General features: G+C 63.2%; 21 protein-coding genes and 1 pseudogene. 7 read left to right on the top strand and 15 right to left on the bottom strand.

What is annotated here, in order from left to right; genetic code table 11:
• Positions 1–50: 50 nt before the first annotated feature.
• Positions 51–1,265, bottom strand: coding sequence for a cytochrome P450 (locus P0Y50_07760; GenBank protein WEK41488.1), 1,215 nt, complete (start codon positions 1,263–1,265; stop codon positions 51–53).
• A gap of 234 nt (positions 1,266–1,499) precedes the next feature.
• On the opposite strand from P0Y50_07760, the gene P0Y50_07755 reads away from it, so the two are divergent.
• Positions 1,500–2,609 (top strand): Gfo/Idh/MocA family oxidoreductase, encoded by a 1,110-nt coding sequence (locus P0Y50_07755; protein WEK41487.1) that lies wholly within the window; start codon positions 1,500–1,502, stop codon positions 2,607–2,609.
• On the opposite strand, the gene P0Y50_07750 is transcribed toward P0Y50_07755, so the two are convergent.
• The 8 genes from P0Y50_07750 to P0Y50_07715 all read right to left on the bottom strand — a co-directional run bounded on the left by P0Y50_07750 (position 2,596) and on the right by P0Y50_07715 (position 8,404).
• Complete coding sequence (locus tag P0Y50_07750) at positions 2,596–3,366, bottom strand: enoyl-CoA hydratase-related protein (protein ID WEK41486.1); 771 nt, start codon at positions 3,364–3,366, stop codon at positions 2,596–2,598. The genes P0Y50_07755 and P0Y50_07750 overlap by 14 nt on opposite strands.
• The gene (locus tag P0Y50_07745) at positions 3,363–3,725 is read right to left on the bottom strand and encodes an OB-fold domain-containing protein (GenBank protein WEK41485.1); all 363 of its coding nucleotides are present in this window, start codon (positions 3,723–3,725) and stop codon (positions 3,363–3,365) included. Before P0Y50_07745 ends, P0Y50_07750 begins: the two co-directional genes overlap by 4 nt.
• Positions 3,726–3,727: 2 nt before the next feature.
• Entirely contained in the window at positions 3,728–4,897 is a 1,170-nt protein-coding gene (locus tag P0Y50_07740) for a thiolase domain-containing protein (protein WEK41484.1), read from the bottom strand.
• Between the two features lie 8 nt (positions 4,898–4,905).
• Positions 4,906–5,352, bottom strand: a complete 447-nt coding sequence (locus tag P0Y50_07735; protein WEK41483.1) for a MaoC family dehydratase — start codon at positions 5,350–5,352, stop codon at positions 4,906–4,908.
• A gap of 2 nt (positions 5,353–5,354) precedes the next feature.
• Positions 5,355–6,245 carry an SDR family NAD(P)-dependent oxidoreductase gene (locus P0Y50_07730; protein ID WEK41482.1) on the bottom strand — a complete coding sequence of 297 codons (891 nt, stop codon included), beginning with the start codon at positions 6,243–6,245 and terminating at the stop codon, positions 5,355–5,357.
• Positions 6,246–6,272: 27 nt separating this feature from the next.
• A complete protein-coding gene (locus P0Y50_07725; GenBank protein WEK41481.1) occupies positions 6,273–6,689 on the bottom strand; it encodes a nuclear transport factor 2 family protein in 417 nt (138 codons plus the stop codon).
• 24 nt (positions 6,690–6,713) lie between these two features.
• On the bottom strand, positions 6,714–7,514 hold the full coding sequence (locus P0Y50_07720) for an SDR family NAD(P)-dependent oxidoreductase (protein ID WEK41547.1): 801 nt from the start codon (positions 7,512–7,514) through the stop codon (positions 6,714–6,716).
• An 89-nt stretch (positions 7,515–7,603) separates the two neighbouring features.
• Positions 7,604–8,404, bottom strand: a complete 801-nt coding sequence (locus tag P0Y50_07715) for a helix-turn-helix transcriptional regulator (protein ID WEK41480.1) — start codon at positions 8,402–8,404, stop codon at positions 7,604–7,606.
• Positions 8,405–8,684: 280 nt separating this feature from the next.
• On the opposite strand from P0Y50_07715, the gene P0Y50_07710 reads away from it, so the two are divergent.
• Genes P0Y50_07710 through P0Y50_07700 form a run of 3 tightly spaced genes read left to right on the top strand, consistent with a single transcriptional unit; the run spans position 8,685 to position 11,025 of the window.
• Positions 8,685–9,908 carry a phosphotransferase gene (locus P0Y50_07710; protein WEK41479.1) on the top strand — a complete coding sequence of 408 codons (1,224 nt, stop codon included), beginning with the start codon at positions 8,685–8,687 and terminating at the stop codon, positions 9,906–9,908.
• A complete protein-coding gene (locus P0Y50_07705; GenBank protein WEK41478.1) occupies positions 9,905–10,672 on the top strand; it encodes an SDR family oxidoreductase in 768 nt (255 codons plus the stop codon). Before P0Y50_07710 ends, P0Y50_07705 begins: the two co-directional genes overlap by 4 nt.
• A 32-nt stretch (positions 10,673–10,704) precedes the next feature.
• The gene (locus P0Y50_07700) at positions 10,705–11,025 is read left to right on the top strand and encodes a 2Fe-2S iron-sulfur cluster-binding protein (protein WEK41477.1); all 321 of its coding nucleotides are present in this window, start codon (positions 10,705–10,707) and stop codon (positions 11,023–11,025) included.
• Positions 11,026–11,182: 157 nt separating this feature from the next.
• Here the strand turns inward: P0Y50_07700 and P0Y50_07695 are convergent, their stop codons facing one another.
• The 6 genes and pseudogenes from P0Y50_07695 to P0Y50_07670 all read right to left on the bottom strand — a co-directional run bounded on the left by P0Y50_07695 (position 11,183) and on the right by P0Y50_07670 (position 15,611).
• Positions 11,183–12,643, bottom strand: a complete 1,461-nt coding sequence (locus tag P0Y50_07695; GenBank protein WEK41476.1) for an aldehyde dehydrogenase family protein — start codon at positions 12,641–12,643, stop codon at positions 11,183–11,185.
• Positions 12,636–12,869, bottom strand: a pseudogene (locus P0Y50_07690) (GMC oxidoreductase). Before P0Y50_07690 ends, P0Y50_07695 begins: the two are co-directional and overlap by 8 nt.
• Positions 12,832–13,359, bottom strand: coding sequence for an FAD-dependent oxidoreductase (locus P0Y50_07685; protein WEK41475.1), 528 nt, complete (start codon positions 13,357–13,359; stop codon positions 12,832–12,834). Before P0Y50_07685 ends, P0Y50_07690 begins: the two are co-directional and overlap by 38 nt.
• A complete protein-coding gene (locus P0Y50_07680; GenBank protein ID WEK41474.1) occupies positions 13,356–13,673 on the bottom strand; it encodes a 2Fe-2S iron-sulfur cluster-binding protein in 318 nt (105 codons plus the stop codon). The genes P0Y50_07685 and P0Y50_07680 overlap by 4 nt, the downstream gene beginning before the upstream one ends.
• Before the next feature lie 10 nt (positions 13,674–13,683).
• The gene (locus tag P0Y50_07675; protein ID WEK41473.1) at positions 13,684–14,961 is read right to left on the bottom strand and encodes a cytochrome P450; all 1,278 of its coding nucleotides are present in this window, start codon (positions 14,959–14,961) and stop codon (positions 13,684–13,686) included.
• The gene (locus P0Y50_07670; GenBank protein ID WEK41472.1) at positions 14,958–15,611 is read right to left on the bottom strand and encodes an SDR family NAD(P)-dependent oxidoreductase; all 654 of its coding nucleotides are present in this window, start codon (positions 15,609–15,611) and stop codon (positions 14,958–14,960) included. The genes P0Y50_07675 and P0Y50_07670 overlap by 4 nt, the downstream gene beginning before the upstream one ends.
• Here P0Y50_07670 and P0Y50_07665 point away from each other — a divergent pair.
• The 3 genes from P0Y50_07665 to P0Y50_07655 all read left to right on the top strand — a co-directional run bounded on the left by P0Y50_07665 (position 15,565) and on the right by P0Y50_07655 (position 18,969).
• Positions 15,565–15,936 carry a carbohydrate porin gene (locus P0Y50_07665; GenBank protein ID WEK41471.1) on the top strand — a complete coding sequence of 124 codons (372 nt, stop codon included), beginning with the start codon at positions 15,565–15,567 and terminating at the stop codon, positions 15,934–15,936. The two genes, P0Y50_07670 and P0Y50_07665, sit on opposite strands and share 47 nt — an antisense overlap.
• A gap of 391 nt (positions 15,937–16,327) precedes the next feature.
• Positions 16,328–17,419, top strand: coding sequence for a Zn-dependent alcohol dehydrogenase (locus tag P0Y50_07660; GenBank protein ID WEK41470.1), 1,092 nt, complete (start codon positions 16,328–16,330; stop codon positions 17,417–17,419).
• A 128-nt stretch (positions 17,420–17,547) separates the two neighbouring features.
• Positions 17,548–18,969, top strand: coding sequence for an aldehyde dehydrogenase family protein (locus P0Y50_07655; GenBank protein WEK41469.1), 1,422 nt, complete (start codon positions 17,548–17,550; stop codon positions 18,967–18,969).
• Positions 18,970–19,072: the final 103 nt, after the last annotated feature.

The raw sequence follows: 19,072 nt of genomic DNA, 5'->3' as shown, positions 1-19,072 counted from the left end.
GCGCACCGGTATCGCTCCGCGGGCGTTTCCGTGTTTCAGAAGGGGGGTGGTTATTTCCACACAACCCGTAGCGGCAGGGAATCCAGCGTCCTTAGTTGGTTCATCGGCCGAAAGATCGGCTCGCCCGCCAGTTCGATCGTCTCGATGCGGCTGACCATCTCGGCCAGGAGCGCCTCCGCTTCGAGCCGGGCCAGCATCTGGCCGATGCAGGCGTGGTCGGCCGTGCCGAAGGACAGGTGGACGCCAGCGGATCGACGGGTCAGGTCGAAGCGGTCGGCGTTCTCCCACTTGCGCGGATCGCGGCCGGCCGCACCCAGGAAGACGCCGATCTTGGCGTCTCCTTCCAGCGCGAAACCCGCCAGCTCGGTCGGACCGCGCGTAGTGCGGTAGGTGACCTGGAACGGCGCCTCCATGCGGATGCCTTCGTCGAGCGCGGTTTTCACCTTGGAAGGGTCCGCCGCCAGAATCGCCCATTGGTCGGGGTCCTGGGCGAGATGACGCACCGTCGTGCCCAGGCCGCTTATGGTCGAATCCGTTCCCCCGCCGACAAACGAGCGGACAATGTTCGAAGCGACGCCTTCTGGAAGCGAACCCGCATCCTCGGCGTCGAACAGGAGGTCCGAAATGGATCCCGAAGCCACCTTGGCGCGTGAGCAGCTTTCCTCAAACCACTCGAGATAGGGCTGCGCATTGGCGATGGCCCGATGATAAAGAGCGTTGGGCGGACCCGACTGGTTGAAGCGCATCTCGCCGATCGCGAGGGTCTCGGTGCGCGGCAACTGTACGCCGACAACCTTGGGAAAGGCGCGCAGAACATAGGCCTCGACCAGATCATCAACGCCATTGAACGCTTCGCGGTCGCGAAGACCGTCCAGGACGGCCTCGGCCTCCTGCTTCACATCATCCTTGGCTTTTCGGATGACGAGAGGACTGAGGATGCGGTTGACGACCGTGCGAATGGCGGTGTGATCAGGCGGGTCGTTCTCCAGCAAACGACTGGGAATACGAAAATTGCCAGGCTTGCGAATGTCCTGAAGCCCGATCCCGGCGCCAGCCATGAAGCGGCTATGGTCCGTCAGAACAGACTTGGCTTCCTCGTGGCGACCCACGGCGTAGATATCATGCTCCGCAATCCTCACGACTGGACCGGCGTCCCGCAACGCAGCCTGGAATGCATAGGGCGCCTCAAGCACCTCGAGGCCGTAAGGATCGGTGGCGAACGCTGGCGGCTGTTCCGCGCGGACCTCCAGAGCGTCGGTCATCATCAATGGCTCCCAAATGATTGGCGGAGGCGGCGATCAGCGTTTGCTTCCCCGCCTGAGGCAGCCAGTCTATCACCCGATCATTGGCTTCCGCAGGCCTCCGGTCTGTCCCTTTGCTTGGGGACCAGCCTGAGGGTCGACTTAGGCGGCGGTCCCTCCCGCCCGGGATAGGATACGGGCCGGCATCGGCTATGCTTCTTATTCAAAAGGGAAATGCAGATGTCAGCGACCGTCGGCGTGGGGATCATCGGATTGAGCGCCAATGGGGGATGGGCCGCCAACGCCCACCTGCCCGCGCTGCGGGCGCTGGGTTCACGATATGAGGTCAGGGGCCTTTGTGGATCCTCGCCGGAGGCAGCTCGCGCCGCAGGCGAGAAGCACAACGTCGCCTTTCACACTGACGACCCCCACGTCCTGGCGAACCGTCCCGATATCGACTTGATCGTGATCGCCGTCAAAGTTCCGGAACACAAATCCTTGACGGAAGCCGCGATCAGCGCGGGCAAGGCTGTCTATTGCGAGTGGCCCCTGGGGAACGGCCTGGATGAAGCGATCTATCTGGAGCGGCTGGCCGCAGACAGAGGCGTCGCGAACTTCGTCGGGCTTCAGGCGCGCTCCGCCCCGGTTCTGCGCCAGGTCCGAGATCTGATCGCCAGCGGCTATGTCGGTCGCGTTCTCTCCACAACGATTGTCGCGGACGGCGGACGACCATGGGGCGGCGTCACCTATCCTTCAGGCGTCTATCTCAACGACGTCTCGACAGGGGCGACAATGTTGACGATCCCCTTCGGACACACTGTGGATCTGGTGCAGTGGGCGTTGACCCCGTTCCAAAACGTGTCGGCCACGCTCGCCGTTCGGCGCCCGCTGGTGGAGGTCATTCCCGGGGGTGATCGTATCAAAGCCACGGCGCCCGACCAGGTCGCCGTGCATGGCGAACTGCAGGACGGCGTCGTGGCCGCATTTCATTTCCGGGGAGGCGCATCACGCGGCCCGAACTTCAACTGGCAAATCCTGGGCGACGAAGGCGAACTCTGGATATCGGGCGGCAACGGCCATCTTCAGTATGGCCAGGTCACGCTTTCAGGCGCGCGCGACGCAGCGAAAGGTCTGGCCCCGATGCCCGAACCCGACTTCATGCAGGATTTCGATGTCCCGCCGTCATCCCATGCCTTCACCGTGGCGAACGCCTATGCTGCGCTTCACAGCCAGCTGACCCGTCACATCGGAGACGTCCCGACCTTTGCCGACGCCGTGAAGACACACCAGCTCATTCAGGCCATTCAGACGTCTGCGACAGAAGGGCGCCGTATGGCTGTGGAAGACGTCCGGCTCAACATCCCCTGAACTGCGGGATGCGTCGCTCCATAATGGCCGCCACGGCTTCCGCATGGTCCTGGGTCAAGAACGCCGCGTCCTGACTACGAACTTCTTGAGCAAGGGCGTCTTCCAACGTCGCGTCTTGCGCGAAATGAACGCCTTGGCGGATGAGCGCATAGGCGCGGGTGGGACCTGTCGCGAACCGTTCCGTGGCTTCAAGGGCGCGGTCGAGCAGCGCCTCGTCGTCCACCGCGCGGTAAATCAGGCCCCAGCGTTCGGCCAAATCCGCAGGCGTCCGCTCGGCAGTCAGCAACATGGCGTTAGCGCGCGCGCGCCCGATGAGCCGGGGAAGGACCCAGGTCGCACCTCCGTCAGGCGCCAGCCCCACGTTAGCGAAAGACTGCTGGAAAAAGGCCGACCGGCCGGCAAGGACAAGATCGGCGCACAGCGCCAACGAGCAACCGATGCCTATCGCGGCGCCATTCACCGCTGCGACGACCGGAAGCTCCAAGGCGAAAATCATCTGGATCAGCGGATTGAAATGGCTCTCCAGCACGCGTGGGGTTCGGGCGCACGGATCCCTCAGATCGGCCCCCGTGCAAAAGGCACGCCCAGATGCATTGATCAGCAGAGCGCGAGACCCGTCTGCTCGCACCTGCTGCAGCAACTCCAAGAGCCGATCGACCATCTCGAGGCTGAAGGCGTTCAGCACATCGGGCCGATTCAATGTGAGGACCGCCATGTCGCCCTCGCGGCGATGGAGGATCGACGGTTCGGCGGTCACGTCAGCAGAGCGAAGCAAGGCGCAGGGGCTCCACCGAGGTCCCGAACGACCATTGAGACCTCCGCGCCGATGACTATGGTTTCCGGCGTGCAATCGACGATGCGCGTCAGAAGCGTTGGCCCCTCCTCCAGAATGACCATGGCCAGCACAAAAACGTCCGGTCCCATGCGACGCACGGCGCTGAAGGCATAGATGCGCCCTTTGCCCGATGCGGCCACGGCGTCGGCGACGTTGAGCGTTCGCGGCGCCAGGGGGCGCGGCGGGTAGAACGCCGATCCGGTCACCGTATCCCGACCGATCAACAGAGCGCCCTCCGGCGACAGCCAAGCCGGAGCATTCACGTCGATGACTTCACCCATGGCTAGATTCTTTCCAGAATGACGGTGGCCGCGCCATGCCGGGTGGGAAGGTAGCCCCCCAGACCGTTGACGAGCGCCAGACCACAGTTCGGAACCTGAACCGCCGGATGCGCCTCCCCCCGCAGTTGTCGAACGGCTTCGATCATCTTGGGCATCCCGCCTCGGAAGGCAGGGTGATTGTTGCAGAGCCCGCCGCCGTCCGTATTCACCGGCAGGGAACCGATCCCCGATATGAGCCCCCCGTCGGCCACGAAACGTCCGCCCCGCCCCTTGGGACAAAAGCCGAGGTCTTCAAGCTGCACGATCACGGTGATCGTGAAGCTGTCGTAGAGGGAAGCGTACTGGATGTCCGTCGGCTTGACCCCCGCCTCTTTAAAGGCGATCTCACCCGAGACGGCCGCCGCAGATGTGGTGATGTCGGGCGATGCCGCATCAAGATAGCTGATGGCCTCGCCGGCGCCGCGAAGCTTGACCATGGGGCGCGCCAGGCGGCGAGCGACTTCCGGGCTGACGATCACCAGCGCGCCGCCCCCATCGCTCGTGACGCAGCAGTCCAGCTTGTGCAGGGGGTCGGCGATCATCGGCGACGCCAGCACATCATCCACGGTCACGACATCCCGCAACATGGCGTGGGGGTTGTGTCGGGCGTGTTCTGACGCCGCAACCTTGACCCATGCAAGCTGCTCGCTCGTGGTGCCGAACTGGTGCATGTGACGCCCGGCTGAGAGCGCGTAGAGACCCACGGTGGCGGGATTGAAGGGTAGTTCGTAGGGCACGTCGGGCGCCGCGGGATCGCTCATGTAGGCGATTTCGCCGCCCACCGATTGCCCCATGCGCGGCATGCCGGCCATGGTGATCAGAACCACGGAGCATTTCCCCGTCGCGATGGCCTGGGCCGCATGGCCGACGGCCAGGATATAGGCCGATCCGCCGGTGTTCGTATTGTCGACGTAGCGCGGCCGGATACCCAGATACTCCGCCATCGACAAGGCGCCGAGGCCAGGCGCATCGCTGGCGCAGAAATAGCCATCCACGTCGGACAGACTGAGGCCGGCGTCGTCCAAGGCTCCCTTCGCCACCTCGGCATGCAACTGGGCGATCGTCTTGCCGATCGCCTTGCGGGTCGGGTGTTCGAATGCTCCCGCCACATAGGCGGCGCCGTTCAGACTCATCGCGGACCTCAATCGAGATAGAGAAAGATATAGCTCGCGATCAGCGCCGGTTTTTCCAAGCCCTCGATCTCGATGGCGAGTTCACAAGTGACGCGCGCACCGTTGGAAACGGCGTCACAAGCTTTCGGGCTGACCCGCGCCCGGATCCGTGCGCCAGACGGGACGGGCGCCAGGAACCTCAGCTTGTCGACGCCATAGTTCAGGACCGTACGAGCCTGAACCGAATAGAGTTCGGGGATCAGCCGTCCCAGGAGGGAGAGCAGCAGATATCCGTGAGCGATCGTCTTGCCGCCGGGCATCTCGCGCGCGGCGCGATCAGGATCGGTGTGAACCCATTGGCGGTCGCCGGTCAGGTCGGCGAAGGCGCTGATCATCTCCTGATCGACCGTCAACCATGACCCGGGACCGAAGGTTTCTCCGATGGCGTCGGCCAGTTCAGAAGCAGCGCCGAACATCCTCATTCGGGCGCGTCCCAACGACCGACGGCGCGAAGACGCTCTTCGAACCGTCCGAAGGATCCCGGCACGCTGGGAATGGGCCTCTTCAAATCGCGGATCGTGTCGATGGACTCGGCCACCATCTGCGGCGTCACCGAAGCCAACGGATCAAACTGAACGCCTTCGGTCTCGAAGTAATGGTACCGAGCGAATCCGCCCGCTGCCGCCCAGAAAATTTCGCCTGACACATTGCATTCGTCGCTGGCGAGCCAGGCGACCATGGGCGAGATAAGGGCAGGGTCCAGATAGGGGACCAGATGCGCTGGATTGACGGCCTCCGTCATACGGGTCTGCGCGCCGGGCGATACGGCGTTGATGAGCACATTGCTCTTGCGCCCCTCCAGAGCGAGACAGTTCATCAGGCCGATCATACCCATCTTGGCGGCGCCATAGGCCGACTGGCCAAAGTTGCCATTGAGGCCGGCGACCGAAGTCGTCAGGATGACCCGTCCATGCTTCTGCTCGATCAGATGCGGCCAGGCGGCATGGGTGCAATAGATCGCTCCCATGAGGTGGACGCGCAGGACCAGTTCGAAATCGGCCAGCTCCACCTTGGCGAACGACCTGTCGCGCAAAATCCCGGCGTTGTTCACCAGAATGTCCAGCCTTCCGAACGCATCGATTGCGGTGGCTATGATCCGCTGCGCAGCGACTGCGGTGTCCACGCTGTCGTAGTTGGCGACGGCCTTTCCCCCAAACGCGCGGATTTCGTCCACGACGCGATCGGCCATTGGCGCCTGGGTTTCCGGGTGCGCGCCGATGTCGTTGACCACCACTGAGACGCCATGACGGGCCAGCAGGATCGCGTGTTCGCGCCCCAGACCGCCGCCTGCCCCCGTGACGATGGCCACCCTGTTGTCATAAGTCACAGTCATGCCTCAGGCCTTATGCAAGGCGTTAAGCTCGTGTGTGTCCCAGTAATAGGGACGTGTACGGATGATCTTTCCGTCCTTGAATTCCCACAGTTCGAAGATGGTGGTGTCGAAGGTCTTGCCGGTGACCGAGGATGCGCCGCTCACGCGATACATTTTTCCGAACTGGTCGCCATTCGGATCGCCGATGGTCCATAGCGGCGTGACGCGAACCGGATTCCAAATCGTTTTGATCGTCGCGATCAAATCGCCCCAACCCTTGAGACCGCGGTAGGTCCCGCCATAGGGAAGACCCGGCGCCTCGATGATTTCGAAGTCTTCATGCAGCAGGGACTGCTGAATCTTGAGCGCGTCGTCGGCGTCCTTGGCGAAAACCGCCGCCTTTCCAAAGCGGTTCAACTTGTCCAGGTTTGTGTCGGTCACGTCAGACTCTTTCGATGTTGGGTGTCATTGTTTCTGCGCGGTCGCCGCATAGCCGGACGACAAGGCCGCCGTTCCGCCGTCGACATTCATGATCAGTCCGTTGACGGACCGCGCCCGATGGGACGCCAGGAAGACGATCGCATCCGCCTGGTCGTCCGGTTTCGCCGCGATACCAAGAGGAATACGGGCGAGGCGTTGGGCATAGGCGTCAGCGCGCCCTTCCCAGGCCGAGACGACCATGGGCGTCTCCGTCAGCCCCGGGCAAACGGCGTTGACGCGAATGCCGCAAGGTCCCCATTCGACAGCCAGCGCCTTGGTGAGGCCGACGACGCCGTGTTTGGCGGCGGTGTAGGGCGCGGACCCCGGTCCAGCTACCAAGCCGGCCAGCGAGGACACATTGACGATCGCCCCCTCGCCCTGGCGCAACATGCTGTGTCGCGCCGCTGCTTGCGACCAGAAAAAGACGCCGTCCAGGTCGACCGCGATGACCCGACGCCACGCCTCCGCCGATACGTCTGCGGCGGGTCCGTGGTAGAACACACCCGCGCTGTTCACGAGCACGTCGATCTTTCCATGACGCTCGACAACCGTCGCCACCGCCTGATCAACGGCTTCTGGATCGGTGACGTCCGCGACAGCAGCCGACGCTCGATATCCCTTCGAAACAAGATCATCGACAACGACGCCCACGGCGTCGGACGTCCGGTCGTTTACACAGACAGCGGCGCCCAGACGGGCGAAGGCAGCCGCCGCAGCCAGGCCGATGCCTGAAGCGGCCCCTGTCACCAGGACCGTCTTGTCGACGAAATAATCCGCGTCCGTCAAAGCCAAGCCACCCAGCGATCCCAACCACCCATCGGATATCGCACCCTATCGCGGACTCGCGTGCGGACTATCCCCCCGAAAGGGGACCGTCAGTGAACCAGCGGCTGTCCGGACGCCGACGACGCGAGGCAGCCGCGCACCTGGCTCCATTGACGCAGATACCAGACCAGCAACTCGCGCTGGCTGCCGATGGCGAGACGCTGATAGATTCGCTTGCGATAGGTCATGACGGTTTCCTCGCCGATCCCGAGATCGGAGGCGATCCCGGCTGTGGCGACGCCATAGAGAATTCGGGCGCAGACCTCGGCTTCCCGGCGCGGGAAACTCTCTTGCGCGGCGGCGATCGCCTCTTCGATTTCACCCAGAGACGTCAGCGAAATCGACAGATCGAACCGGGGAAAGCTGAACCGGGCGTGGCGATCGACCAGCGTCAAGAGCGTCGCCGCCGCCTTGGTCAATCCATCAAGCTCGGCGTTCGAAAACGCGCCCCGGCTATGAGATCGAAGCAGGCTTAGTCCAATGGTGGCGTGTTCGGTCTTGCCCACCATCAACACGCGCTCGCAGATTTGCTTGCTGCCGTAGATCAGGTCCCGCAGCTCGTTGTGGGGCAGGCCCTGAACATTCATCCGGTAAAGCCCCGATCCACCGTCGCTCATGGCCTTGCGGGCCTCGATCATCGTGGGGTCGCGCCGCCAGTGCTGGCCATTGAGATAGAGATTGGTCTGTCGGTGCGCCGTGTCCGTGCCGTCAAGGCTGCTCGACAACAGCTCATTGGGTCTTCCCTGATCGAACAGGAAAGCCGCAAAATGTTCAGCTCCACAGGTCTCGGACAGAAAATCCAGAAGCCGGCCGGCAAACGCCTGCTCTCCGATCGCTCCTATCACACTCATCGGCAAAACGCCCGCGATCGGCTGCGTCCCGTCCAGCGCGGTCGTAGAACAGGCCGTCAAGCTTGTTGATAACAAAGCCGTTCTCCCCAATAAATGTGACCAGCCTTCTTATGATGAGCCGGTTCAAGGTCTCCACTATATGCAAATGGCGACCATCAGCAACAATAGCGGATTTAGGAATCCGGGCCGTCCCTCGCGCAAGGGACACCCTCAGACCCTTCCTCGCCTTAGTCTCGACGCCGCCTGAACCCTCTCGGGCCATGACGGCGGGGACTGACGAATGCGCGCTGGCGCGGCGGCCAAGACTGTTCAGGCGTCCGCGAAGGTCGCCAGCGACCTATTGCGCGCTCGCATCCGCCATCGCCATGTTCATGTCGCCAAGGAAATACCCGGATCGTTGAGCGAACTCACCTGCGCGTGGCTCACGGATGTTCTGTGCCGCGACAGCCCCGGAGCGCGAGTCCTCTCGTTCCGTTTCGGCGCGGGAAGCCGAGGGACGCACGAGCGACGCGCGTTGATCCTAAGCTATAACGAACTGGGTGAGCGAGATCCCGCATTGCCGGGTTCTGTGTTCACCAAGACCCTGCCGACATTCCTCACGCGGATGCTGGTCGGCTTCATGGGCCATGCCCGTTACGAGATGCTGTTCTACACCCGCATCAGGCCGCACCTCTCCATCGATACGCCGCATTGCTACTATTCGGCCTCCGATCGCGAGACCTTCGCGGCCATCCACGTCATCGAGGACGTCGCTGCCTCAGGCCGTACGGAGTTTTGCGACGAGCGCACCCTGATCGATCTGGGTTCCGCCGAAAGCATGGTGAATCTGTTGGCGGACTACCACGGTCCGCTTCTGGGCGACGCGCGTCTGGATCAGGATTGGCGCTGGCTGCTCGGTTATGACGACTGGTTCCGAGCCGGTATCGAGAAGGTGCAGCTCGACCACAACAGCCGGCGTGCGATCGCCAAGGCCGCGCACGTCATACCACCCCGCCTGCTGGACCGCCGAAATGAAATCTGGCCTGCGACGCTGAAGGGACTTTCGCTCCACGCTCGCGGCGCAGCCAAGAGAACGGTCCTTCATTCCGACGTGCACATCGGCAACTGGTATCGGCGCCCGGAAGGCCCGATGGGTCTTCTGGACTGGCAATGCATTTCACAGGGTCATTGGGCGCGCGATCTAAGCTACGCCCTGTCCAGCGCTCTGAAGATCGAGGATCGACGCGCCTGGGACCGCGCGCTGATCGCCCGCTATGTCGCGCGCATGAACGACAAGTGGAATGCGGGCATCGATCCGACGGATGCCGTCCTCCGCTATCAGCAACAGCTTTTCCACGCCTTGGCCATGTGGACGCAGACCCTCTGTCATCCTCTGTTTCAACCTAATTCTCAGCGCGACGAGATGACGTACGAGTTGATCAGGCGGATCACCACCGCCATCGACGATCACGACAGCCTCGACAGCTTCAGCGCGCCTGGAACCGTCGCGGGATATTCGTCATGATCGTGGACCTGACCGGCCGGACCGCCATCGTCACCGGCGGATCGCGCGGCATCGGCAAGGCGATCGCGACCGCGCTCGCGAAGGCGGGCGCGTGCGTCACCATCGTTTCGCGCAAGGCCGAGGTCTGCGCGCAGGCGGCCGCCGATATAGGCCACGGTTGCGCCTGGATCGCCGCCAACGTCGGAGACGAACAGGCGGCGGCGGATGTGGCGCGCAAGATCGTTGCAGCCCAAGGCCGCATCGACATTCTGGTGAACAACGCCGCCACCAACCCCTATGTCGGACTGACCGTCGATGTCGATCTGGCCAGGTGGAACAAGACCCTCCAAGTCAACCTCACCGCCCCATTGCTATGGACGCAAGCCGTATGGCGCGCCGCGATGCGCGACGGAGAAGGCGGTTGCGCGATCCTGAACGTGGCGTCGGTCGGAGGACTTTGGACCAGCGTCGATCATGGCGTCTATGACGTCAGCAAGGCGGCGCTGATGCATCTTACCCGCCAGCATGCCGCCGAACTTGGCCCGAAAGCTCGCGTCAACGCCATAGCGCCGGGCCTGACCAAGACCGATTTCAACGCCGTGATGTTTACCGACGATCCAGAAGGCCAGCGATACGCCCAGGACTATCCGATGCAGCGCTTGGGCGATCTGCAAGACATGGCTTCGGCCGCAACCTTCCTCTGTTCGGATCACGCCGGATGGATCACGGGCCAGACGCTCGTGATCGACGGCGGCGGACAAACCGGCTTCGCCCGCGTGGGCTGATCAACCCCCACCTCTTTCAAGGACACAGACCAGTGAACCATGTCATCGTGATCGGACGAAACGGCGAGGCATCGCGAATTTCCGCCGAGCCAGGGCTTTCCCTGATGGAGGTCATTCGCGACAGCGGCTCTGACGAACTCCTGGCGATTTGCGGCGGCGCCTGCGCCTGCGCGACCTGCCACGTCTATGTCGATGAGCGCTGGTACGAAGCGGTCGGCGCCCCCGGCGAAGATGAAGACGAACTGCTTGAAGCGTCCGACGTTCGAAAGACGACCTCGCGCCTGTCATGCCAGATCGGCTTCAATCCCGACTTGGACGGCCTGCAGGTCGAGGTCGCACCCGAAGGAGAATAACCGAGCCGCTTTGGCCTGGTGGATCCCGGTCTTGAGGTGGGCCTCGACCTTGTCCTTCGTGTCGAGGGGTCGCGCAAAATGGGATTGAGCGATGGCTCGAGCAGTAGCCTGGGTGGGTTGAGCCGACGTGACAGTTCTGGCCTAAGAGACGTCAGCTTCAGGCGTGGATGGTCAGGGGTGAGGACGCGGCAGCCTCGGGGTCGAAGCCGATGATCGATTTGACTTCCACGAAAGCCTCCAGGCCGTAAGGTCCATATTCTCGACCGTTGCCCGAATGCTTGACCCCGCCGAATGGCGCGGCGAGGTCGGGAGCCGCACTGTTCACGATCACCTGACCGGCGACCAGTCGGTCAGCGACCGAGATCGCCTCTTCCAGATCTCCGGCCTCGACATAGGCCGCGAGCCCGTAGTCTGTGTCGTTCGCCAGAGCGATGGCCTCGTCGACATCGTCATAAGCCTGAAGCACCAGCACGGGACCGAAGATTTCTTCTCGAACGATCGTCATATCCGGCGTCGTGTCGGCGAACACCGTCGGCTGGACATAGAATCCGGTCTCCAAGCCATCGGGTCGGCCAGGACCGCCGATCAGGGCGGTCGCGCCTTCGGCCACGCCCTTCTCGATCAGGGCTTGAATGCGCGAAAACTGCGAAGCGTTGACGACGGGTCCAATATAGCCCTTTCCGCCAGGCGCGCTCGGCTGAATCGCCTCGGCGACCTCGGCGACCGCTTCCCTCACAAGATCCATCTGAGCCTTGGGCACGAGCATCCGCGACGGCAATGAGCACCCCTGCCCACCGTTGATCATCAGCATCTTCACGCCACGCGTCACCGCCGCCTTGATATCTGCGCTGGGCAGGATGACGTTGGCGCTCTTGCCGCCCAGTTCCTGATGGACCCGCTTAATGGTCGGCGCGGCGGCTTGCGCGACCGCGACGCCGGCTCGGGTGGATCCGGTAATGCTGACCATGTCGACATCAGGATGGCTGGAGATCGCCGTACCGACAGTCTCTCCGTCACCGAACACCAGGTTGAACACCCCTTCAGGCGCGCCGGCCTCGTGCAAGATCTCAGCGAACAGGCGCGCAGAGATGGGCGAAAACTCCGAGGGCTTCAGCACCATGGTGCAGCCCACCGCCAAGGCTGGAGCCACCTTGCAAGTGATCGTTGAAACCGGGAAGTTCCAAGGCGTGATCAGGGCGCAGACACCGATCGGGACCATCCGAACCATCGTGGAGCCCATTGGACGGTTGAACTCGAAAGTGCGCGCATGCTCTGCCGCTATGCGCACATGCGCGATGGCCAGGGGGATTTGCGCGCTTTCGGCAAGCCAGGCCGGGCAACCCATTTCCTCGGACACAGCGCGCGCCAACGCCTCGGCGCGCGCCTCCATGCACTGCGCAATGCGGTCGAGCAGGGCGGCCCGGTCCTGGACAGTCCAGCGCGAATAGGTCGGCAGCGCTCGACGCGCAGCGGCGACGGCCGCATCAGCATCAAGGGCGTCCCCCATCCAGACCTCGCCGATCTTGCTCTCAATGGCCGGGTTGATGAGATCGTGGCGACGTGCGCCCCGCGACTTCACCCAGGCGCCGTCGATGTAGTTCTCGTCAAACTTAAGCATAGGCTTTCTCTCTGACTTGGTTGGTCGGTCGCACCTCGGCTGGGGGCAGGACCTTTCCTCGAATGAGATCTGCGGCTCTCTCGCCGATCATGATGGAGGCGGGGTTGGTGTTGCACGAGACGACCACCGGCATGACCGACGCATCGACGACGCGAAGCCCGTCGACCCCGCGGACCCGCAGGTTCTCGTCAACGACGGACAGGTCGTCCTGCCCCATCCGGGCCGTAGCCTCCGCCGATAATGCAGACCTTGCGATCCGGCGATAGCCGCTCAACCAGATCGTCCGCGTCGGCCAGGTCCCTGAGATAGACCACCCCGTCCAAATCCGCGCCAGGCAGGGGCAATCGTCGTGCGCGACCACCCGCCGCCCAGACCAGGTCGCCGTAGCCTACGATTTCGCCATTCCCGAGGGTTGCCGAGCGGGTTTGCGGATCGACGGCCACGACAGGCTGACCGAGACGCAACACGGCGGAAGCGGCGCCCCAGTAGGCCGGCTCACGCAGGGCCAAACCCGCGCGATCCAAGTCGCCCTTGAGATAGGCCTTGGACAAGGGCGGGCGTTCGTAGGGTTGATGCGGCTCGTCGCCGATCAGCATGACCGAGCCCGCGTAGTTGTTCTGCGCCAGCGAAAAGACCAACTGCGCCCCGGCATGACCGGCGCCGACAATAACAATGTCCGCGTAGGTCGAAGATTCTGATCGCGGCCCTCTCGTCATGAGTTGGCGGCCGCCCGGACGGTCAAACCATTCAAAGCCGGCGACAAGGTCAGCTGACAGCAGAGACGGCTGTTCGGCTGCAGATCCTCGACGACCTCGAGCATATCGTGCTCGTCGGCGCCGGCCGGCCCGACAGCCTCCATCCACTCCCGCTCGACGTGCACATGACACGTGCCGCAGCTGAGATCACCGCCGCACTCTCCTACGATGCCCGCCACGTCATTATTGACGGCGAGGGACATCAGATCTTGTCCATCGCGCCCCTCCAGAGTTCGGGTTTCTCCGTTGGCGTCGATAATATGTACTTGAACCATCTCTAGACTTTCAGGCCGCCGCCTTGCTCGTGGTGCGAACTTCGGCGGGGTTTCTGGGGGTAAATCTGACCGGGAGGCGTTTCAGCCCCGCGGTGTTCGTCGAGGCTACCCATTCGGCCTCGCCGGCTGCGTGGATGTCCGGGAAGGCGCCGAAGATTCTATCGAGCAGAATCTGGATTTCGAGACGCGCCACGTTGCGGCCCAGGCACAGATGTTCGCCATCGCCGAAGCCCAGATGCCGATTTGGGGTGCGGTGGATGTCGAACACCTGGCCGTCGGGGAAGACGTCCTCGTCGCGGTTGGCTGAAACGACCCAGCCGACCACCCAGTCGCCCTTCTTGATCGACTTGTCTCCGATCTGACAGTCCGCCATCGCCATGCGCAGCCGATTTTTCGACGGGGTGACCCAGCGAATGATTTCTTCGGTGGCGCTCTTCGCGACGGCGGCGTTACCCGGGATCAGTCGGGACTGTTCCGGGCGGGCCATCAGTTCCATCATCCCGATAGCGACGGCGTTCCGGGTGGTTTCGAGCCCCCCCGCCACCACCGAGAAGGACATCCAGGCGGCGTCACGCGGGTCCAGAAGCTTGCCGTCGACTTCGATATTGGCGATCAGCGAGGCGAAGTCCTCGGTCTTCTTGCCACGACGCGAGCTCGTATGGGCGGCAAGATAATCGTAGAGTTGCGCGAAGGCGGACACTTCCACTGCGCTGGCGTCCTTGCCCGCGTTATGCTCGGGATCCTGGGCGTGCAGCATGGTGACAGTGATGTCCCGCAGATGCCGCCAATCCGATTTGGGAATGCCCATCAGCGACAGGAACAGGTTCACCGGCAACTGGGCGGCAATATCCTCGACCAGCTCCGCCTCGCCCTTTTCAGCGATATTGGCGAGGATGTCGTCGACGATCTCTTCGCACTGCTGATCCCACTTAGAGACCCACGGCACGCTGAAGTACTTGTTGAACGGGCGTCGCTTTTGCATGTGGATCGGTGGGTCCTGCGCCACGAGCTGGACGTCAAATCCCATGGCGTAGCGTTCTTCCGCCGTCAGCTCGCGGCCGGAGGGCGGCAGGTGCGGCCCCAACTGGTTGCTGAACAGCTCGGGCTCTTCAAGCAGGCGCAGGCAGTCCGCATATTTGGTCACCGACCAGAAGGGGCGACCATAGTTCGCGCTGTCGGTCCACCGGACGGGCTCGGCGGCCCGTAGGTGGGTGAACAGGTCATGGTAGCCCGGCCCGGCGAAGAAGGCCGCGTTCGTCAGCTTGTTATCGATGTCAGTCCAGATCATGCGTCGGCCTTGTTGGTGTCGCCCGGACCTTCGGCCTGGACGAGCGAGGGGTTGTGCCCGGCGCGCCAGTCCTCGAGGCGGCGGGAAAGCGTATCGACGGGTGCGGGATGGGTGAGACAGTAGGGACGGTTCTGCTCGATCGCCTCGATCACCATCGCCCCTACGCTCTCGGCCGCGACCGGCGCATTGTGCGCGCGCGGAGGCAAGGTGAAGGGATAGGGCGTCACGCCTCGCGCGTCGGATCGGTCGGCGGCGTCCCGGAGCCGTTCGCTGGTCCCGATACGTGTGGGCACATAGCCAGGATACAGGATGGTGACGCCGATATCCTGAGCGTGGTCTTTCAACTCAGCGCGGAGCGCGTCCGAGAAGGCGTCGACCGCGCCTTTCGACGCTCCGTACATCGCATGACCCGGCACCTCTTCCAGCGTCACCATCGACGAGGTGTTGACGATGTGCCGGTGGCCCGTCTGGGTCATCATGCGAGGCAGGAACGCCAGCACGCCGTGCACGACGCCGAAATAGTTGATCTCCATCATCCAGCGATAATCACGGATGTCGGCTTCCCAGATCGCCCGGAAAGGCCGCATCGTGACGCCGGCGTTGTTGCAGAGAATATCGACGCGGCCAAACTCCGCGAAGATCGGCTTCACCGTCAACTACGCCCCGGACGAGCAGAACCTGTTCACGAACTACTATGAGGGCCGTGTTTACGGCATCGGGCTGCTGCCCAACCGTCCCTTCGACATGGCGTCCGTGGTTGCGAGCTATAACGGCCTGGGTCGCCCCGGTCTGGACGCCATCGCCCCGACCGGAGAGAGCGACGACCATACGGTGTCGGTGATCGGCAGCTACGCCTACCGTCTCAAGCCCGGTGTCTTCCTGCAACCCGGCGCCGGCGTGGTCTTCAATCCGTCCTTCTACCCCAAACGGGACACCGCCCTGAACCTCTACCTGGGCGTCACCTTCATTCTGTAGCGTTTTTGCGCCTGCCCACGCGACAGGACTGAACCGCGCCGGTTTTCCCGGAGGCTCCAACTCCTGAGTAGGAGTGAGCCCGATGGGCAAGACGACCAACTAGTTTTCATCTGACGTCCGCGATCGTGCGGTGCGGATGATGCTGGCTCATGGCGAGGAGCATCCGTCGCGCTGGGCGGCGGTTGTTCCGGTGGCGAACTTGCCTCTGTCGTCGTTCACAACGGACAGCGTGCGCGACGGGATCGGGCAATAATTAGACAAGATCGGGCTAAAAGACCCCTGCGGGGCTTGCCAGATCATCTCCTGACAATCTGCTGCAGGAGAATGGCCCGATGGTTCGGGGTCCTGCAACCGGTTCAACGATCTTGAACGCTAGTCAGGAGGAACCATCGTGAAAGCATCCATCTGCAAGGGGCCGGGCCAGGGCTTCACCGTCGTGGAGATCGAGATCGATCAACCCAAGGGTCGAGAGGTTCTGGTCGAGGTCAGGGCGTCGGGGCTCTGCCATACCGACCTCACCATGTCAGAGTCGGATTTTGGCCTGCCTCTGCCGGCCGTCCTCGGTCACGAGGTGGCGGGCGTCGTGCTTCAGGTGGGGCCGCAGGTGACGGACATCGCCGTCGGCGATCATGTCGTGGCCTGCCTGATCCAGTTCTGCGGCAGGTGCATCGCCTGTCTTGGCGGCCGGACGTTCGAATGCACCAATCCAGACGCCACATTGCGCGCGCCTGACGCATCGCCGCGGCTTTCCGGCCCTGATGGACCTGTCTACCAGTTCGTCGGCATCGGCGGTTTCGCGGAACAGGTCCTGGTGCATGAAAACCAGCTCGCCGTCGTCAACAAGACCATTCCATTTCCTCAAGCGGCTGTGCTGGGTTGCGGCACAGTCACGGGCGCGGGCGCCGTCATCAACAGCGCGCAGGTCAGACCTCGGGATAGCGTCGCCGTATTCGGAACAGGCGGCGTCGGTCTGAACGCCATCAACGCCGCCCGGCTGTCGGGGGCGTCCATCATCGTCGCCGTCGATCTCGTCGACGCCAAGCTGGAGCGCGCCCAGCGCTTCGGCGCAACCCACGTCGTCAACCCAGGCAAGACCGATCCTATAGAAGCGATCCGCGCGATCACCGGGACGGGCGTCGATTATGCGTTCGAGGTGATCGGCCTTCCGGCAACGCAACAGCAGGCCGTCGAAGCCACGCGCCCGGGCGGCACGACCATGCTGGTGGGCATGGGGAAGCCTGGCTCTGCGATCACCTTGCCGACCTCGATGGAGATGCTGCTCGGGCACAAAACGATCAAGCCGGTGTCGATGGGCTCGACCCACCTCAAGCGCGACATTCCCTATTACGCGGACATGTATGTCGACGGGCGGCTTCTGCTCGATGAAATCGTCACCCAGGAAATCGCGCTAGACGAGATCGACGCCGCCTACGAGCAGCTCAAGCATGGCGAGGGCATTCGCTCCGTCATCACCCGCTTCTGAGACCCGGCGACGATCAAAGATCCGAGCGTACAGCGCGCTTCAACATAGAGGGCGGCTCAGACCGCCGCCCCGCCAAATCAACCCGTTACGCCACGCCAACCAAGGCAATACCAGGGAAGACATCAGATATGGACGACCATCAATCAAAACGGGCGACCCCATCGACGTCCGGGACATCGACCGACGCCTACCGCACGTTCAACCCGGCCACCGGTGAACTGGTAAAGGTCTTTCCAACGCTCGCGGACGCCGAGGCGGATGCGCTGCTTTCGCGCGCCGACGAGGCGTTTTCATCCTGGCGCTCACAGCCGGTGGCGCGTCGTGTCGAACTCTTCCTCACCCTTGCCGACCTTCTGGACGCCAATCTCGACCGGATCGCCCGCCAGGTGACGATCGACATGGGTAAACCGCTGGCGCAGTCCAAGATGGAAGCTCAACTCGGCCCGGTGATCCTGCGATACTACGCCGAACACGCCGAGAAGTTGCTGGCGGGCACGGACGTCGCCCTGGCTGGATTTTCCCGGGTCTATACACTTCGGGAGCCGATCGGTGTCGTTGTCGCCATCGAGCCCTGGAATGGTCCGGTCTATCAGGCGGTTCGCGCCATCGCGCCAAACCTGATGGTGGGCAACACCGTGATCCTGAAACCGGCCGAGATCGTCGCGGGAACCACGCTGATCCTGGACGAACTGTTTGCCGAAGCCGGCTTCCCGCCGTCCGTCTACCAGACGGCGCTCGCCTCTCGCGAGCAGATATCAAGATTTATCGCCGATCCGCGCGTACGGGCCGTCACGCTCACCGGATCCGATCGCGCCGGTGCGTTGATCGGCGAACAGGCCGGTCGCAATATCAAGCCGGTGGTGCTTGAACTCGGCGGATCGGACGCCTTCATCGTCCTTGATTCCGCCGATATCGCCGCGGCGTCGCAGATGGGAGCAGTCTGCCGCCTTGCCTTGGGAGGCCAAATCTGCGTTTCGCCGAAACGCGTGATCGTCACCGAGAAGGTCGCCGACGAATTCATCCGGCAATATACTGAGGTCTTCGCCAGCCAGAAAGTCGGCGATCCGTTCGATCCCGCGACGACGCTTGGGCCGTTGTCAAGCATCGAGGCCGCCGATGCTCTTCAGACACAGTATCAGGATGCGCTCGACAAGGGCGCGACAGTGCTGCTGCCGGGCGGGCGGGCGGAAGGCGCAGGCGCCTTTTTCAAGCCTGCCGTGCTGACCGGGATCACGCCCGACATGCGTCTCTATCACGAGGAAGCCTTCGGCCCCCTGGGCCTCATATTCCGGGCGCCGGACGCGGACGCGGCCATCGCGCTCGCCAACGACACCAAGTACGGTCTCGGCGGCACAGTCTATGGACAGGATCTCGATGAGGCTCGCCGTGTTGCGCAGGCGCTCGACACCGGCATGGTCGGCATCAACCAATATCTGGGCGCGCCGATCGAGATTCCGTTCGGTGGAACCAAGTCATCCGGCGTCGGTCGGGAACTCGGGTTGAGCGGTATGGACGCCTTCTCCAACATCAAGACATACGCAGTCGCCTGAGCTTGCCGCTCCTGGGTCGGGACGATCTCACGGCCCAGGGGCGTTCGCAGGTTCTCGGTCCGCTCGCAACCGGATCAGGCAATTGTTGTCATCCTCTACAATC

Origin of the sequence: Candidatus Brevundimonas colombiensis (assembly GCA_029202665.1) — a bacterium.
Lineage (GTDB): Bacteria > Pseudomonadota > Alphaproteobacteria > Caulobacterales > Caulobacteraceae > Brevundimonas > Brevundimonas colombiensis.
The sequence above is the reverse complement of the archived record's forward strand: the minus strand, read 5'-3'. Positions and strand labels throughout refer to the sequence as shown.

Coding starts and splice junctions, on each gene's coding strand:
- P0Y50_07760 (WEK41488.1), bottom strand. CDS start 1,265: ATGATGACCGACGCTCTGGAGGTCCGCGCGGAACAGCCGCCAGCGTTC.
- P0Y50_07745 (WEK41485.1), bottom strand. CDS start 3,725: ATGGGTGAAGTCATCGACGTGAATGCTCCGGCTTGGCTGTCGCCGGAG.
- P0Y50_07740 (WEK41484.1), bottom strand. CDS start 4,897: ATGAGTCTGAACGGCGCCGCCTATGTGGCGGGAGCATTCGAACACCCG.
- P0Y50_07735 (WEK41483.1), bottom strand. CDS start 5,352: ATGTTCGGCGCTGCTTCTGAACTGGCCGACGCCATCGGAGAAACCTTC.
- P0Y50_07715 (WEK41480.1), bottom strand. CDS start 8,404: ATGAGTGTGATAGGAGCGATCGGAGAGCAGGCGTTTGCCGGCCGGCTT.
- P0Y50_07710 (WEK41479.1), top strand. CDS start 8,685: ATGCGCGCTGGCGCGGCGGCCAAGACTGTTCAGGCGTCCGCGAAGGTC.
- P0Y50_07705 (WEK41478.1), top strand. CDS start 9,905: ATGATCGTGGACCTGACCGGCCGGACCGCCATCGTCACCGGCGGATCG.
- P0Y50_07695 (WEK41476.1), bottom strand. CDS start 12,643: ATGCTTAAGTTTGACGAGAACTACATCGACGGCGCCTGGGTGAAGTCG.
- P0Y50_07685 (WEK41475.1), bottom strand. CDS start 13,359: ATGACGAGAGGGCCGCGATCAGAATCTTCGACCTACGCGGACATTGTT.
- P0Y50_07680 (WEK41474.1), bottom strand. CDS start 13,673: ATGGTTCAAGTACATATTATCGACGCCAACGGAGAAACCCGAACTCTG.
- P0Y50_07675 (WEK41473.1), bottom strand. CDS start 14,961: ATGATCTGGACTGACATCGATAACAAGCTGACGAACGCGGCCTTCTTC.
- P0Y50_07655 (WEK41469.1), top strand. CDS start 17,548: ATGGACGACCATCAATCAAAACGGGCGACCCCATCGACGTCCGGGACA.